Annotated in this window: 14 protein-coding genes and 1 pseudogene; 7 read left to right on the top strand and 8 right to left on the bottom strand. The window is 29.1% G+C overall.

All coding sequences use genetic code 11. The features are described 5' to 3' along the window. Nucleotides 1-483, top strand: a complete 483-nt coding sequence (msrB, locus tag ACSIGC_RS01425; RefSeq protein ID WP_442266401.1) for a peptide-methionine (R)-S-oxide reductase MsrB — start codon at nucleotides 1-3, stop codon at nucleotides 481-483. Between the two features lie 34 nt (nucleotides 484-517). After that, nucleotides 518-1,072 (top strand): annotated as a pseudogene (locus ACSIGC_RS01420) (DUF1572 family protein). On the opposite strand, the gene ACSIGC_RS01415 reads toward ACSIGC_RS01420, so the two are convergent. Further along, on the bottom strand, nucleotides 1,056-2,066 hold the full coding sequence (locus ACSIGC_RS01415; protein ID WP_442266400.1) for a LacI family DNA-binding transcriptional regulator: 1,011 nt from the start codon (nucleotides 2,064-2,066) through the stop codon (nucleotides 1,056-1,058). The pseudogene ACSIGC_RS01420 and the gene ACSIGC_RS01415 sit on opposite strands and share 17 nt — an antisense overlap. Before the next feature lie 99 nt (nucleotides 2,067-2,165). On the opposite strand from ACSIGC_RS01415, the gene ACSIGC_RS01410 reads away from it, so the two are divergent. Beyond that, nucleotides 2,166-2,699, top strand: a complete 534-nt coding sequence (locus ACSIGC_RS01410; RefSeq protein ID WP_442266399.1) for a GNAT family N-acetyltransferase — start codon at nucleotides 2,166-2,168, stop codon at nucleotides 2,697-2,699. Nucleotides 2,700-2,760: 61 nt separating this feature from the next. Continuing rightward, nucleotides 2,761-3,372, top strand: coding sequence for a hypothetical protein (locus tag ACSIGC_RS01405; RefSeq protein ID WP_442266398.1), 612 nt, complete (start codon nucleotides 2,761-2,763; stop codon nucleotides 3,370-3,372). On the opposite strand, the gene ACSIGC_RS01400 is transcribed toward ACSIGC_RS01405, so the two are convergent. From ACSIGC_RS01400 to ACSIGC_RS01380, 5 genes are read right to left on the bottom strand one after another with little or no spacing between them, the layout of a single operon-like run. Next, a complete protein-coding gene (locus tag ACSIGC_RS01400; RefSeq protein WP_442266397.1) occupies nucleotides 3,369-4,124 on the bottom strand; it encodes a LytR/AlgR family response regulator transcription factor in 756 nt (251 codons plus the stop codon). The genes ACSIGC_RS01405 and ACSIGC_RS01400 overlap by 4 nt on opposite strands. A 1-nt stretch (nucleotide 4,125) precedes the next feature. After that, on the bottom strand, nucleotides 4,126-5,157 hold the full coding sequence (locus ACSIGC_RS01395; RefSeq protein ID WP_442266396.1) for a histidine kinase: 1,032 nt from the start codon (nucleotides 5,155-5,157) through the stop codon (nucleotides 4,126-4,128). Further along, on the bottom strand, nucleotides 5,154-6,173 hold the full coding sequence (locus tag ACSIGC_RS01390; protein ID WP_442266395.1) for a sensor histidine kinase: 1,020 nt from the start codon (nucleotides 6,171-6,173) through the stop codon (nucleotides 5,154-5,156). Before ACSIGC_RS01390 ends, ACSIGC_RS01395 begins: the two co-directional genes overlap by 4 nt. 25 nt (nucleotides 6,174-6,198) lie before the next feature. Continuing rightward, on the bottom strand, nucleotides 6,199-7,638 hold the full coding sequence (locus ACSIGC_RS01385; protein WP_442266394.1) for a serine hydrolase domain-containing protein: 1,440 nt from the start codon (nucleotides 7,636-7,638) through the stop codon (nucleotides 6,199-6,201). A gap of 24 nt (nucleotides 7,639-7,662) precedes the next feature. Beyond that, the gene (locus tag ACSIGC_RS01380) at nucleotides 7,663-9,003 is read right to left on the bottom strand and encodes a hypothetical protein (RefSeq protein ID WP_442266393.1); all 1,341 of its coding nucleotides are present in this window, start codon (nucleotides 9,001-9,003) and stop codon (nucleotides 7,663-7,665) included. A 142-nt stretch (nucleotides 9,004-9,145) separates the two neighbouring features. Here ACSIGC_RS01380 and ACSIGC_RS01375 point away from each other — a divergent pair, with 142 nt between their 5' ends. The 3 genes from ACSIGC_RS01375 (at nucleotide 9,146) to folD (ending at nucleotide 11,993) form a co-directional block, all read left to right on the top strand. Beyond that, nucleotides 9,146-9,673 carry a DinB family protein gene (locus tag ACSIGC_RS01375; RefSeq protein WP_442266392.1) on the top strand — a complete coding sequence of 176 codons (528 nt, stop codon included), beginning with the start codon at nucleotides 9,146-9,148 and terminating at the stop codon, nucleotides 9,671-9,673. Nucleotides 9,674-9,714: 41 nt separating this feature from the next. Beyond that, on the top strand, nucleotides 9,715-11,043 hold the full coding sequence (gene ffh / locus ACSIGC_RS01370) for a signal recognition particle protein (protein WP_442266391.1): 1,329 nt from the start codon (nucleotides 9,715-9,717) through the stop codon (nucleotides 11,041-11,043). 74 nt (nucleotides 11,044-11,117) lie between these two features. Next, a complete protein-coding gene (gene folD, locus ACSIGC_RS01365) occupies nucleotides 11,118-11,993 on the top strand; it encodes a bifunctional methylenetetrahydrofolate dehydrogenase/methenyltetrahydrofolate cyclohydrolase FolD (protein WP_442266390.1) in 876 nt (291 codons plus the stop codon). A 73-nt stretch (nucleotides 11,994-12,066) separates the two neighbouring features. Here the strand turns inward: folD and ACSIGC_RS01360 are convergent, their stop codons facing one another. Both ACSIGC_RS01360 and ACSIGC_RS01355 read right to left on the bottom strand, forming a co-directional pair. Continuing rightward, nucleotides 12,067-13,290 carry a S8 family serine peptidase gene (locus ACSIGC_RS01360; protein WP_442266389.1) on the bottom strand — a complete coding sequence of 408 codons (1,224 nt, stop codon included), beginning with the start codon at nucleotides 13,288-13,290 and terminating at the stop codon, nucleotides 12,067-12,069. A 120-nt stretch (nucleotides 13,291-13,410) separates the two neighbouring features. Then, a complete protein-coding gene (locus ACSIGC_RS01355; protein ID WP_442266388.1) occupies nucleotides 13,411-16,791 on the bottom strand; it encodes an amidohydrolase family protein in 3,381 nt (1,126 codons plus the stop codon). Nucleotides 16,792-16,872: the final 81 nt, after the last annotated feature.

Raw genomic sequence — 16,872 nt, 5'->3', positions numbered from 1 at the left:
ATGAAAAAAATATTTGTTTTATTCGCTGTATTAGCCTTAATTTCTTGTGAATCTATTGCACAGAAAGATAAAGCTTCATCGAAAAAATATAAGGTTCAAAAAACCGATCAAGAATGGAAAAAAGCTTTAACTCCAATGCAGTATTATGTATTGAGAAAAGCTGGAACAGAAAGACCAAACACAAGTGAATTTAACTACTTAAAAGAAAAAGGGACTTTTGTTTGTGCTGGTTGTGAAACTCCTTTGTACAAATCGGAACGTAAATTTAATTCAGGAACAGGTTGGCCTTCTTTTGATAAAGCTATTGAAAACAATATTGAAACTGATGTAGATTATAAGATTGGTTATGCCAGAACGGAACTTAAGTGTAATACTTGTGGCGGGCATTTAGGACATCGTTTTAATGATGGACCCAGAGAGACTACAGGATTACGAGATTGTATTAATGGTGTAGCCCTAAAATTTATTCCTTCAAAAAAATAATGTAAATTAAGAGTTGAAAATTCAACTCTTTTTTATGACCAATTCTTACTTAAATAGCGCTATCAAGCAATTTGAATATTACAAAGATTTAGGAGATAAAACATTTAATCAACTTACTAATGATCAATTTTTTTGGATAGCTGATACTCATGAAAATTCTATAGCAATTATAGTAAAACACATGGTAGGTAATATGTTATCTAGATGGACTAACTTTTTAACTGAAGATGGCGAAAAAGAATAGCGCAATAGAGATGAAGAATTTTTAAATACTTTTGTTTCTAAAGATGAGATAATATCATATTGGCAAAAAGGATGGCAATGTTTATTTAACGCAATTGGATCTTTACATCAAAATGATTTAGAAAAAATTATTTACATCAGAAATCATGGACATACTGTTACGGAAGCAATTAATCGTCAGCTTTGTCATTACTCTTATCATACAGGGCAAATTGTATTTTTAGGGAAAATGTTAACTAACGAAAAATGGCAATCTTTATCTATTCCTAAAGGAAATTCAGAACAATATAATCAAGAGAAATTCTCAAAAAATAAAGTTCGTAAGCATTTTACAGAGGATTTATAATTGTTTGTGTTGTTGCTCTTTCGCATAAAGATGAATACACAACTGTAACTTTATTTGTTTTTGACTCTTTATTTAATTTATCTAATAATTGTTTTGCTGTAGTTCTTCCTACTCTTTTTCCATGTTGATCAACCGTACTTAAGCTAGGTTTTAAATGTTCAGAAATTTTTGTTCCAGCATAACCTATCATTAATAATTTTCTATCCTCTAAAAGTTTTCTTTTACTAGCTGTTCTAAAAGCTGCTAATGAAGCTTCTTCATCTAATGCTATAATTCCATCTACTTTTTCTTCATCAAATAAAACATGAAGTTCATTTTCAATATACATTTCATTTCCTTTAACAATAAGAGGATCTTGATTATCTTTTATAGCCTCTAAATATCCTAATAGCCTTGTATTTTCATCACTTAAATTTTTATTTGAAGAAACTAATGCTACACTAGAAGCTCCTTTAAACTTTAAGTGTCGTACAGCTTTTTGTACAGCTTCAAAATCATTTACCAAAACTTTATCACATTCTACAGGATTATCAACCCTATCAAACATTAATAAATCGATACTTTCTGAAATATCACTTAAATGCTTAAAATCTTGTTTAATTTGTGTCTCTTCAGTTACCGCTATAATAATACCATCAACCAAACCATTTACTAAGGTTTCTACAGCTTTTACTTCTTTCTCAAAAGATTCATTAGTAACGGTAATAATAATATTATAATCTGTATCTGCTAAAACACTTTCAATACCTCTTAAAGCTCTAACTAAAAAGAAATCTTTAATACTTGGTAATACTACTCCTATTGTATTTGTTTTTCCTGATTTTAAATTTAAAGCAGCTCTATTTGGTCTGTAGTTATATCGTTTAGCTGCTTCTTCAACTTTCTTCTTTGTGGCCTCACTAATCTCATAACTATCATTTAAAGCCTTTGAAACTGTAGATGCAGAAACATCAAGAATCTTAGCCAACTCTTTCAGCGTGATACTTTTTTTCATAAAAAATCAATATTTGTTCGGTTCCTTAGGAAGTAAATGTATTAATTTGCTTTTTGTGATCAAAAAAAATGTGATTTCATACTGATAAAAATTAACAAAATGAACTCTTACATATTTACTTCTGAAAACTTAGGATTTAGAAATTGGACTATTAATGATTTAGATAATTTATATAAATTAAATTCCGATCAAGAAGTTATGCGTTTTTTTCCTTCTACAGCTTCTAAAGAACAATGTGAAGATTTTATAAAAAGAATGCAGCAGCAATTTGAAACACATAAATATTGCTATTTCGCTACTGAAAAATTAGAAACTCAAGAATTTATAGGTTTTGTGGGGCTTTCTTTACAAACTTATAAAGCTGATTTTAATCCTTCTACAGATATTGGTTGGCGGTTATTACCAAAGTTTTGGGGAAATGGTTACGCTACTGAAGGTGCAAAACGTTGTTTATCGTACGGTTTTGAAACTTTAAAGTTATCTGAAATTGTTTCTGTTGCTCCTTCAATTAATATTTCTTCAATAAAGGTAATGGAGAAAATAGGAATGCAAAAAGCCAGTACTTTTAATCATCCATTTTTAAAAGAATATCCTAAACTAGAATCTTGTGTATTATACAAAGTAAATACCTGACTCTTTGGTAACAAAAATTTATATTGTTCGTCTCTAACTAAGTAACCAAGTAAAAACAGAGATGAAAAATAAATTATTACCTCAATTGTTTATTATATACACTAGGTATTTAATAGGCTTTGCTTTTGTATTTGCTAGTATTAAAAAAATACAAGGGATGCGATTTACTACCGAAAGTGGTGCTGAAAATCCGATCAACACAGCTTGGCATTTTTTTGAAACACTATATCAATCTGGAATTTATTGGAAATTCTTAGGAATAGGACAATTAATTGCAGGAATATTATTGATGACACAACGCTATGCTAAACTAGGTGCTGTTGCTTTCTTTGCTATTATTACCAATGTTTTTGTTATTACAATATCTTATGATTTTAGAGGAACACCTATTATAACTGGATTAATGTTATTAGCTAATATTTTACTATTGATATGGGATTGGGACACTTTAAAAGTTCTCTTTAATAAAGAACCAAATTTTCCTTCTCAAAACAGATTAGAATCTGAGCCTATATGGATATATATTGGAGTTTCTTTTTTAATACTAACAATAATAAGTACTTTACTTAACATAAAATTTCTTATTATTCCAATGCTCATTTGTATTATAATTATTAGTTGTTTCGGGTTAGTTCTTGGTATCAAAAAATATAAAAACAAGCTTTATAATTAATTACCTTCAAACCAATTTTTAAATAGAGAAACTTTTTCTCTACTTACTATAATTTCTTTTTCGAGTTGAAATGATGTTGTGATTTTTAATCTACTATTAGAATAAACTAACACATCTTTAATTGGATTGATTCCAACTATAAATGTTCTATTTACTCTAAAGAAGTTTTTAGGATTTAAAATTTTTACCAAATCTTCTAATTTAAAATCTAAAATATATTTTTTTCCAGAATTCGTTACTAAATATACTGTTCTTCCTTCAGCATAAAACAAAGAAATTTCGTCTGTTTTTACTGAATGAATATGGTTTCCTAATTTCACTAAAAAGCGATCTTTAAACTTTCTTTTGATTAAATCTTTAGCAACATTAGATACAACTTCTGTTTTTTTGAAAAGATTTTGCATTGACTTTAATTTAGTCATTGCTTTGGAGATATCAGTAAATGTAATTGGTTTTAAAATATAGTCTATACTATTCACCTTAAAAGCATCTATCGCGTATTCATCAAAAGCTGTAACAAATATGATGGGTTTCTCGATCTTAGTTTGATTAAAAATCTCAAAACTTAGACCGTCTGTTAATTGAACATCCATAAAAACAACATCAAATTCATTTTCTGATTGAAAAAATTCTACTGCACTTTGAATACTATCAAGTTTCGTTGAAATTTCAATAGTTCCGTCGTACTTTAAAAGATAACGTTCTAGTTTCTCTACAGCTAAGGATTCATCTTCAACTATTATTATTTTCATTTTAGTTTTTTTCAGTTTTGGTAGTTAGTTTTGGTAAGGTTATCGTTCGTTTAAAATCAGTTGTAATAAGCTGTATTTCTATATCACTATATATTTTATAAACTCTTTCTATCTCTTTAATACTGTGTAATGTAAATGGTGTTGTTATTTTATCATTGGTTACATAAGTTAGAATAAAACTATTTTCCGTTTCTTTTAATTCTATTTTTAATTCTAAATTCGATGAGATGATTGTAGTCCTAATAATTTGTTCAATTGTAAAAAGTAAACTTCTTGGTACAACTAAAAAATCACTTTTAACACCATTTACTATTGTAATATTTCTGAATGGTAAATAATTAAAAAGATGTACCAATTCATTTGTAGCTTCTAATTCCTCATGAATCGTTACCAATTGTTTTTCTTTACTTGATAAAATATAACGATATATTGTTGCTAAATGATCGATAAAATTATCTGCTAAATCAGTATCATTTTGAATTAATACTAATAAGTTTTCTAAACTTTCGAATAATAAACTAGGATTAATCCCTTGTTTAAATTCTTGAAAATCTTCTTCTATAAATTGAAGGTATTGTTCCTCTTCTTTTAATTTATCTGTATTTATTTTATGTAAATATTCGTGACTAATAAAAAGTAAAATATAAATAGCACTTACAACACTAAAAATACTATTGAACAATAATAACTCTTCAAAATTTGGTGAAAACCCTAATATTTTCTTGTAATATATTGTCATAAATAACGATACAATTGCAATACATAATATTATGGTAACGAAGACTTGAATTAGTATAAAAAAAGGACTACTTAATGATTTAAAAAACCTTTTAAATTGTAATAATGAAAACCTTAAAAACTCTTGAACTATGTACGATAACCCAATACACACATATAATTCTTGTCCTAAAAATTCTTGTCGAATTTGTGCTACATTATTATTCACCAAAAGAATTAATAAATACACCACTACTCCACTAAAAACAGGACTTAGTAATCGAAACAAAGGTTTGTGTATAAATAACTTTTTCATCGTATAATAGGTAATTTTACTAGAAATTTATCTCCATTGCTCATTTCTATGTTTTTTCCTGTTAAAAGCAAATACCTTTTGTTAATGTTCTTCAACCCTATTTTAAATGAACTAACCTTTTTAGGCTTCGATGTAATATTATTTTGAACATAAATAAATTCCTCATCATTTGTAATTTTCATCATCAAAGGTTTTTCAATACTTAAAACATTATGTTTAACAGCATTTTCTACCAACATTTGTATAGATAATGGTGGAATTTTAGTTCCTAATAAAACAGGAGATAATGTTATTTCACATTTAAATTTATTTTCGAATCTATTGTTAATTAAAAAAATATATGACGCTACTAATTCCATTTCTTTCTCTAGTTCAATGAGTTTTGTATCATAACTTTTTAAAACATAATCGTACATTAAAGCTAACTTTCTTATAAATAAAGAGGCTTTTGTTTTGTCTTTATGAGTTAATGATGAAATCGCGTTTAAACCATTGAATAAAAAATGTGGACTTAATTGTGATTTTAAAGCTTCTAGCTGATGTTCTATTTGATTCCTCTGAAGTTTTACTGTTTCTATCTGTAATGTAGCATATGCATAATATGAGTATAAAGCAAAATAAACTACTTGAAATAATATTGAAATTATAAAAAATATAATACTCAATTTTATTAAAATCAATGAATATTCTGATAGAAAATCAGAAATAGGATTCAATGCCAAAAGATAGAAGTAAAAAAGAGAAACACTTATTAAAAAAGTAATTACAAAATGTAATATTATTCCTAAAAACAATCGTGTTCCTTCATTTGTTTTCCAAGGTAATTGTTTATCTAAAACTTTGGAAATAACCAAATTTGAATATCCACACACTATCCCCAAACAAGCTAATAAAAAGATGGTAATTATATTAATATCTTCTCCTTTTTGCTCTCCTATTAGCATAAAATATCCCACTGATATTCCTAATGCTAGTCCAGTTATAATAGTAAGAAGATGTATTTTTATTAGTTTCATTTACATGAACTTAAACTTAAGACTTTTAATTTTTTTTTCTTTTTATTACTTTATCTACCTTAGTTCCTTCTTGTTGAATTCTACATTGTTTAACTTCCCCTTTTTTATTAAGGACAAACGTGTATGATACTTCTGGTGAAAATCCATCGACAATAAATTTTGTTTCAGATACAGGAACTAATTCAAGGTTAATTTCTGGATTCATTGGAACCCAAAGTTTATCATTTTCAAAAATAATTTGTTCTTCTATTCCTTTATTTGAAATATAAATTCCAGCTAAATTTCCTAAAACCTCTTTAACTAATTTAATAGGTTTTTCAATAGGCATCCCATATAAAATCCTTCTTGTATTTTTTATAGGTATTTCAATTTGATTTGTAGAATTATTTTGTAAAATAATAATTGTTTTATCGTTATCTATATGCCTTTCTATATAAGTAATATAACCTGCCCATCCTCCAGAATGAGAAACAATTTTATTAAATTTTTCAGAATCTTCAATCATCCAACCATAACCATAATCTGTCTCAGTATTTCCATTAATTTTGTATGATGAAAATATATGCTTTTTTTCCTCTTCAGTCACTAATACATTATTATACAAAGCCCTATCCCATTTCAATAAATCATATAAATTTGAATTTACCATACCATCACCAACAATTCCATCTAAATAAACCACATAATACTCTTTACCTAATTCATCAGGTAATATTTTCTTTTTCAAACTATCAGAATAAATGTACCCTAATGCGTAATTATTAATTTCTTTAGGATTGAATCTTCTTCTGTGTACGAAAGTATTCTTCATTTTTAAAGGATCAAAAATCTTTTCTTTCAAATAATCTCCATATTCTTTCTTACTTACTCTCTCAATTATTGTAGCTAATAATAAATATCCTGTATTGCTATATTCCCATTTTTGATTTGATTCAAAATTTCTCTTTGGTTTAACTTTATGAAAAAGATTTATAATATCTTGATTTGTGGCAATTTTACTTTTATCTAATTCATTATTTGACAATTCCATATAATCTGGTAAACCACTTGTATGTGTTAACAAATTTTGTATCGTTATAGCTTTGTATTCTTTTAACTCAGGGATGTATTTTGATATGGTATCTGTTAAAGATAATTTTCCTTCTTTTTCAAGTAAAATTATTCCCATTGCTGTAAATTGTTTAGATACAGAAGCTAATTCAAAAGTAGTTTCTAAATTTAATTTAATCTGATCTTTTTCATTCGCCAATCCGAAACTTTTTTGGAATATTATATCTCCTTTTTCAGCAACAAGAACATTACCGTTAAATTTCTGATTATTGTACAACTCTGAATACAATAAATCTAATTTCTTTGTTTTTTCGTTAATTATAATTTTAAACGAATCGTTATTTTTATTGTGATACTCACAAGAAACCAAAATTAAAAATGTCATTATAAAAACGAAAAGTAAACTCTTTTTCATATTAAAATTTTTATTGTATAATTTTTAATAAATTGCTTTTATAGCCCTACCAAAATAAAGATCTGAATCTATACTTTTAGCTCTTTTTAAATAAGCGTCTTTAACACGTTGGGAAGCCTGTTTCACACTTGGAGCAAAAGCGATTAAAACAGATGATAAATAATTACTTGAATTGATAGTATGTAAAGACTCTAATATTTTAATTAATTGCTTTTCTGTTAAATCTCTTTTAGCTAATTTTTTATAAACATCAGATGCATAATAATCAGAATCTACATTCTTTTCTACAAGTGTTATTAATTCATTTAATGATTTATCATTTAAATCCTTTTTAAGTAAATCTTTAATTACATTTGAAGCATAATAATCAGAATCTACATCTCCCATAGACTTAATAAAAGTATCATAATTCTCTTTAGATAAATCTTTCTTTTTTAATGCTTTTTTCAAAATTTGACTCTTATAATAATCTGAACTAATACTGTTAGATAATTTCATAATTTTATTCATATTTGATTTATTTAAATCTCTATTTTCTAAAATTTTAGTTAACACTTCAGATAAATAATAATCTGAGCTAATATTTTTAGAAATTTCTAATAATTTATCTAATTGCTCGTCTGTTATCTCTGTATTATCAATCGCATTTTCTATTAACTGAGATTTATAATAATCAGATTTTATAGTTTTTGTGGCATTTAAATATGCTGATACTGATTGTTCATTTTGTAAAAATAAATTTTGATTTTTTTGAAGAATATCCGATAAATAATAGTCAGAATCAATAGTAGTACTAGCTAAATTTATAAGTTTTATTAATTCCGAATTATCCAAACCCTTATCTAACAAAAGTTTAAAATATGTAGATTCAGCATAATCGCCATTTAATTTTTCTATTTCATTAAAAACTGCTGTTGCTCCTCCTCTTCTATAAAACCTTTCTACTCTAGATTTTGCAGCAATACCAGTATACCTTACAATTTCTGGAAGAATTTCAGCTAACCAAATTTTCCCTTCAGGGTCAAAGTTTTTTTCACTCCACCCAACATAATATCTCTTTTTTAAAGAGCCACTTTCTGCTTCAATTACCAGCCTTCTCTTTTTTCCAAAACTTGTTTTTTTAATCTCTATAAAACCATCTCTTGAAATTGAAATAATATCTTTATCATCATCTGAAACCTCTATATCTCCTTCGTATTCTATATGAAACTTTCCTTTTCCTTTAATAAACAGAGTAATATTTCCTACTGCTTTTTTAAAATTTTCATTCTTTCCATAGACTTTAATATTTGTCTGTGCTGCTAAATTATATGCAATAGATGATAATATTAAAATCAATGTTAGTATAATCGATTTTGTTCTCATGACTTTGTTTTTTGTTTTACTTTTTCAAAAGTATTTGAAGTTTAAACTTAAAAAAAACGAAATGTAATCAACCGTATTTTTAATGTAGTCAATTGTAAAATTTAATTTTATATCTTTAAAATGCATTTCATTTTATACGGATATGGATAAAAATTCAATTTCAAATTTACTTGAAGAAAAACATCAACAGTTATTTCAATGGATATCTAAACAAGAAGGAAAATATTGGGAGAAAGGACCAATAAATCGATGGACAGCTGGTCAACAAATTCAACACCTTGTAGATTCTATTAAACCATTGAATCTTGCTTTAAATTTACCGCCATTTATTTTAAAAGCAAAATTTGGCACAACTAATAGAGAATTAAGAACATATGAAGAGATTGTGAAAAGATATGACGAAAAATTAATAAAATATAAAGACAAAGCCAGAGATTTTAATAGTAAAGTAAGTACTCCAAACGAAAAAAAAATAATTAAACTTGTAGCTACTTTAAAAAAGCAGAATAAAAAATTACAAAGTAAGACTAAAAAGTTAAGTGATTATAAACTAGACAACTTAATTTTACCCCATCCATTACTAGGAAAAATGCCACTTCGAGAAATAATTATGTGGACTGCGCATCATACAGAACATCACACAAGAGATTTAATTGAAAACTACTCTTAAAATACCTATATTTGTGCCTCTAAAAAATGTAGTAGACATCGATGTTCAATAATTTAAGTGAAAAATTAGATAAGGCTCTACACTCGCTGAAGGGTCATGGTAAGATAAATGAGGTTAACGTTGCCGAAACTTTAAAAGAAGTTCGTAGAGCACTTTTAGATGCCGATGTTAACTTTAAAATTGCAAAACAATTCACAAACTCGGTTAAGGAAAAAGCCATAGGACAAGACGTATTAACAACGTTAAATCCTGGTCAGTTAATGGTTAAAATCGTAAAAGACGAGTTAACTGAATTAATGGGAGGAGATACAGTAGGTATTAACCTTGGCGGGAGTCCAACTGTAATTTTAATGTCTGGTTTACAAGGATCGGGTAAAACAACCTTCTCAGGTAAACTGGCCAATTATTTAAAAAACAAGAAAACTAAACAAGTATTATTAGTAGGTTGTGATGTTTATCGTCCTGCCGCTATTAATCAATTACAAGTTGTTGGAGAACAAATCGGTGTTGAAGTTTATGCTGAAGTAGGAAACCAAAATCCTGTTGAAATTTCTCAAAATGCAATTAAGCATGCAAAAGCAAACGGAAAAAATGTGGTTATTATAGATACCGCAGGTCGTTTAGCTGTTGATGAAGAAATGATGACTGAGATTTCTAATATTCATAAAGCTGTAAATCCAAATGAAACATTATTCGTTGTAGATTCTATGACAGGACAAGATGCAGTAAACACTGCTAAAGCCTTTAATGATGTTTTAAATTTTGACGGAGTTGTACTAACAAAATTAGACGGTGATACAAGAGGTGGTGCTGCATTATCTATTAAATCTGTAGTTGATAAGCCAATTAAGTTTATTGGTACGGGTGAAAAAATGGATGCTATTGATGTATTCCATCCGAATCGTATGGCTGATCGTATCCTTGGAATGGGAGACGTTGTGTCGTTAGTTGAGCGTGCTCAAGAACAATATGATGAAGCTGAAGCTAGAAAATTACAGAAGAAAATTGCAAAAAACCAATTTGGTTTTGACGATTTCTTAAATCAAATTCAGCAAATCAAAAAAATGGGTAGCATGAAAGATTTAGTTGGAATGATACCTGGTGCTGGAAAAGCTTTAAAGGATGTAGATATTGATGATGATGCATTTAAAGGAATTGAAGCTATTATATTTTCAATGACCCCTGAAGAAAGAAGTAAACCTTCTGTTATAAACGCAAGTAGAAAAAAGAGAATCGCTAAAGGTTCTGGAACCTCAGTACAAGAAGTAAATCAACTCATGAAACAATTTGATCAAATGAGTAAAATGATGAAAATGATGCAAGGTGGCGGAGGCAAAAGAATGATGCAAATGATGCGAGGAATGAGATAAAAAATTACAGAAGAGAAGTGTGCCCACTTCTCTTTTTTATTTACACAACATAAACAACACACTAACAACAAAAAATGATTTTATTAGACGGAAAAAAAACTTCTGCCGACATTAAAGAAGAAATAGCTTTAGAAGTTGGTGAATTAAAGAGAAACGAAAAAAAAGCGCCTCATTTAGCAGCAATTATTGTTGGTAATGATGGGGCTAGTTTAACTTATGTTAATGCAAAAGTGAAAGCATGTGAACGTGTAGGTTTCGAATCAACTTTAATTCAATTACCAGAAGAAACTACTGAAGCTGAATTGTTAAATGAAATTGAAATCTTAAATGTCGATAATGATATTGATGGATTTATTGTACAACTACCTTTACCTAAACATATTGATGAACAAAAAGTTTTATTAGCTATAGATCCAGCCAAAGATGTAGACGGTTTTCATCCTGAAAATGTTGGTAGAATGGCTTTAAACTTACCTACTTTTATTTCTGCAACTCCATTTGGGATTTTAGAATTATTAGACCGTTATGAAGTTGAAACTTCAGGAAAAAATGTTGTCGTTATTGGACGTAGCCATATTGTTGGAAGTCCTATGAGTATTTTACTTTCTCAAAAGAGAAAAGTCGGAAATGCTACTGTAACTTTAACGCATAGTAGAACTAAAAATTTAGAGAATATTACTAAAGAAGCAGACATTATTATTGCTGCCATTGGTATTCCAGAATTTTTAAAAGGTAATATGGTAAAAGAAGGTGTTGTTATAATCGACGTGGGAATTACAAGAGTTGCTGATCCTTCTAAAAAAAGTGGATTTAGACTAGTTGGGGATGTGGCCTTTGACGAAGTAGCTGAAAAATCTTCTTTTATTACTCCTGTTCCTGGCGGTGTTGGTCCTATGACTATTGCTATGTTATTAAAAAATACCTTAATAGCGAATAAACGTAGAAATTAATTTTTAATTTTTTATATAAAACAGAGCCTCTAAAAGTAGAGGCTCTGTTATATTTTAAAACTTTATATAAAATCTATTTTCTTACTGCAATTGGATCTGGATCATTATCCTTATCTTGAACAAAACCATCACCAGTTACACCTCCTGAAATTAATAAACCACATACATGAGGTGAAGCCATAGAAGTACCACTAATTGTGTTATAACCTCCATCTTTCCATGTAGATAAAATTGAAGTACCTGGCGCAGCATAATCAACAGGTTCTCCATAGTTAGAACTACTTGCTAAAACTTCATTTATAGTCATATTAGAAATTGTATATACATTAGGGTGATTAACACGAGCAGGTGAATAGAAAGATGCATCATCATCAGAGTTTCCTGCTGCAATAGCGATATTAATTCCTAAGTTTGCCACATTTAAAGTTGCTTGATCAACAGCAGAATCAGTATATCTAGATCTTGGGCCTAAACTCATATTTACTGCATCACCAGCAGATCCATTTGCTGCTACATAATCTAAAGCCTGAACAGTCCACGAAAACTCACCTGTACCTCTTGAACTTAAAACTTTTAATGCTACTAAGTTTGCTCCAGGTGCAACTCCAATTACTCCAATATTATTATCTAATGCACCAACAGTACCAGCAACATGAGTTCCATGACCATTTCCATCATTTGCATCTTTTGAGTCTTTTCCAGAAGTAACAAAAGTTCTACTTCTATTTACATCAACATTTAAATCTGGATGATCTAAATCAATACCAGAATCAATTATCCATGCAGTTTGTCCAGCTCCACTAACAGCACCTCCAACTCTTGTTATTCCCCATGGAGTTTCTTGTGAAGGAGTACTTCCTCCACCTCCACCTGGCCCTCCTTTACCAGGAGGTGGTGCTAATGTGATTAAATAATCTTTTTCTATAGATTTAACTCTTGGATCATTTTTTAAATCAGCCACTTGCTTATCTGTAAGATTAGCTACAAAACCTTGAAGCGCATACCCAAAAGTTGTTTTTATATTTTCTCCTTTAATTTTAAATCCATCAAATTTATTACACACTTCAGTTTTTAATGAAGCTACAGTACTCTCATAAGCTATTTTAGTACCTCTTGCTGAAGGTCTACTTAATGTTCCATTAGTTAATGTAACAATGTATTGCCCTGCAATTATTTCTGAAGAATTCTCAACAATAGATTCGATAGAAACTTCTGATGTATCTTCAGATGAATTACATCCAACAAATGCAACTCCCGTAATTGCCAATGCTGTTAATTTTAAATAAATTTTTTTCATTTTGAAAGGTTTTTATAAAATAAATCGAGCTAATATAGTTATTTATTTAACATATATTTAACTTAACTGTAAAAAAAACAAAAAATCCACAATTTAAAAGTTAAAAAAAATATTTGCATTTTATTTTTTAATTCCCGGTAATCCTTTCGGTTTTTTAGTTTGCCAATAGAATATCTCTGCCTTTTTCTCTTTAGGCCAAATCTCATCTAATGTATCTCCATTATAAACTTTACCATTTTTTATTACATGAGTAATTGTATTAGTATTACGAATATTTTCTAATGGATTTTTATCTAAAATTAAAATATCTGCTAGTTTCCCTTTCTCTATACTTCCTAAATCTCCATCTAAACCAATAGCTCTTGCTCCTAAAATCGTTGCCACTTTTAAAGCATCAAGGTTTTTCATTCCTCCACTAGCAACAGACCAAAGCTCCCAATGATATCCTAAACCTTGTAATTGCCCATGACTTCCAATACCTCCAATACCATCAGATTCTATTAAATCTTTCATAAACTCAGCATGCTTTTTAAACACATGTTCTTCATCCATGAACCAACCTGGTCTTCTTCTAGATTTCTGAGCTAATTCTTCATAAGGTGTGAAATATTGAATTTTTTTATCTCCCCAAACGTTCTCTCTCGAATAATAATAATTCTCAGCCCAAGGCCCTCCATAAGAAACCAATAATGTTGGTGTTACTGCCATTTTAGAGTCAGCAACAGTTTTAGTAACATCTTTATAAATTGGATAAATTGGGAATGAATGCTCATGACCTGGATAACCATCTAAAAGTTGAGTCATGTTCAATTTAAAATCTAATCCACCTTCAGTAGTAGGCATTAATTTTAACTCCTTTGCAGCCATAATAATCCATTGGCGTTGCTGGCGATTTCCTACTAAATACATTTTAATACTCTTTGTATTATAATATTCACTGTATTGCTTTAGTACATCTTTAGCATGATCTAAACTTGTAATTTGATATTGCCAAAAACCTACACCCGGCCCAGTACTATAAACTCTCGGACCATGAAGCATACCCGAATTTACCATATCAGCATATGTTAATACATCTGTAGTACCAGTTTGTGGATCTCTAGTTGTTGTAACTCCATAAGCTAAATTTGCAGAATATAACCACACCTGATTTTTATGTAATCCCCAATACGGCCACATATGTGCATGAGTATCTACAAAACCAGGAACAATTGTTTTTCCTGTGATATTTATTACTTTCGCTTTTTTTGATGCATTTAAAGTTCCAGACTTACCTACAGCTTTAATTCTATTGTTTTCTATTAATACATCACCATTTTCTATAACTTCCTCACCATTCATAGTAATGATTCTTCCTCCTTTTAATAATAATGTTCCTTGAGGGATATCTTGTATATATTTTACCTTAATCTTAAACTCTTGTGCTTTAAACTTAGGTGTTTTTTTCTTCTTAGCTTTTTTGTCTTTACTATCTTTTTTATCTCCTTCTTTTTTCTTTTTAAGTTCCATTTCTTTCTTCTTAGCAGAGGCAAGACTATCTTTGAACTTCTTGCCTGCATCTAAATCGTATTTGAAATGACTAGCTCCTAAAGACCAATGTACTTCTTTACTATCTGAAGACCAAGCAGGAAACTCTCCTCCTAAAATAGTTAATTTCATTGCTGGAAAAGAAGCATTTTGTGGTTTTGCTAATGAAATTGATGGTGTTTTTCCAAAACGGGGAATAATAACAGTATAAATATTATTATTAATTTGTGCTAACGCTGATTTTCCATCTGGAGAAATTTGAATTTCTGAAGGTTTAGATGCTTTACTACTTTCTCTCCATCCTTCTTCATTACTTGGCATTGCTGTATGTGAATGATCATCATTTGCATGATTATGTCCCTTTCCGAAAACATCACCAGAACCATAAGTTGTAATTCCTGATAATTTTAAATGTTGTTTTTCATCTGTTCCATCCCAACGAATAGAAATTAGTCCTTTCTCAAAATGATTTAAATAAATGCGATTATCAATTTTAGTAAAATGAGGTTTTCCTCTTCCCTTTGTTTTATCAATAATAGTAATAGCTCCACCATCTGAAGGAATCCAAGCTAAATCCTCTTGTACTCTACTTGTAAAAGGACTCACTGCATCATCATAAACTTGTGCAGCTCCTTTAATAAATACAATTCTATCTGAAGAATATGACCAACTAGGCTCAGTATAAATACCTACTTCTTTTGTTAACTGAACTGGTTTTGCTCTACCTGTACTATTTATTTTATATAAATGACCTCCACCTTGTTTCCAAGTTGTAAAAACAATGCTTTTCCCATCAGGAGACCAAGCTGGATACGCTTCAGTAAAATCATTTTTAGTTAATCTTCTAGGCTTACCGTTAGGTAAATCCATAACATATAATCTATTTAAAGCCGTAAATGCAAGTTTGGTTCCATCTGGTGAAGGTTTTGCATCTCTAATTTGAGTTACAAAAGCTTCTTTAGTATCTTCTATAGGATATTTAAATTCTAACCTAGGTCCCATATCTAAATTTACGTCTACTGAGAAAGGAATTTCTTTTGCTGATCCTCCTGAGACAGGAATTGAATAAATTTTCCCTCCATAAGAAGCTATTAAATTTTTACTATCTGGTGTAAAAGACATAGCAGGTAACACACCCAAAGGAGCAATTGACTCTTGTTCATCTCTTTGGACTGGATAAGCTAGCCATCTTTCTTCTCCTGATTTTAAATCACGTAAAACCAAACCTGTTTCATCTTCAAAACGAGTTCCGTAAACCATCCAATTTCCATCATTTGATAATGTAGGAGTAAAAGCTGATCCATATCTTGAGGTAATAACAGATCTATCACCATCTTCCATATCATAAGTTCCTATTTGATATTGAGGCAAACTTGCGTTATAATTCCATGAACCAAAACGTTGCGAAAAGTATAATAATTTTCCATCTGGACTAAAAGCAGGATCAATTGCTTTTATTGATTTAGGTTTATCGAACAATTGTGATCCTGAACCACTATCTTTATGATAAATGTGTAATTTTATATTTCTTCTTCCTTTTCCTCCAACTATATAATCTCCATCTGGAGTCCATTCAGCTGAAAAAAAATTATGTTTACTTTCTTTAGTAATTTGTTTATCCTTTTTGGTTTTTAAATCAAGTGTCCAAATATTATCAGAACCACTTTTATCTGAAATAAACACTAATGATTTTCCGTCTGGACTATATTTAGGATGTACATCATAAGCTAATCCCTTAGTAATTTGAGTTGCTTTTCCTCCAGTAATTGGAATTGTGTAAATGTCTCCCATTAAATCGAAAACAATTGTTTTACCATCTGGACTAACATCTAAAGAAATCCAAGTTCCTTTATCTGTAGTAAATGAAATTGTTCTTTTAGGCTCAAGCGGGAGTGTTTTTGTAGCCTTTTTCTTAATAGAATCTTTCTTCTTTTTTGTTTCTTGAGCAAAAATACTGTGTATACTCGTAAACAAAAATAAGAGTACGAATACTCTTATTTTACTTTTAATTATCATATTTATCTGGTTAATATTCTAACCAAATATATTGATTTT

It is taken from the genome of Tenacibaculum aquaeponti, assembly GCF_052084715.1.
GTDB lineage: Bacteria > Bacteroidota > Bacteroidia > Flavobacteriales > Flavobacteriaceae > Polaribacter.
This window is presented reverse-complemented; position numbering and strand designations above follow the sequence as displayed.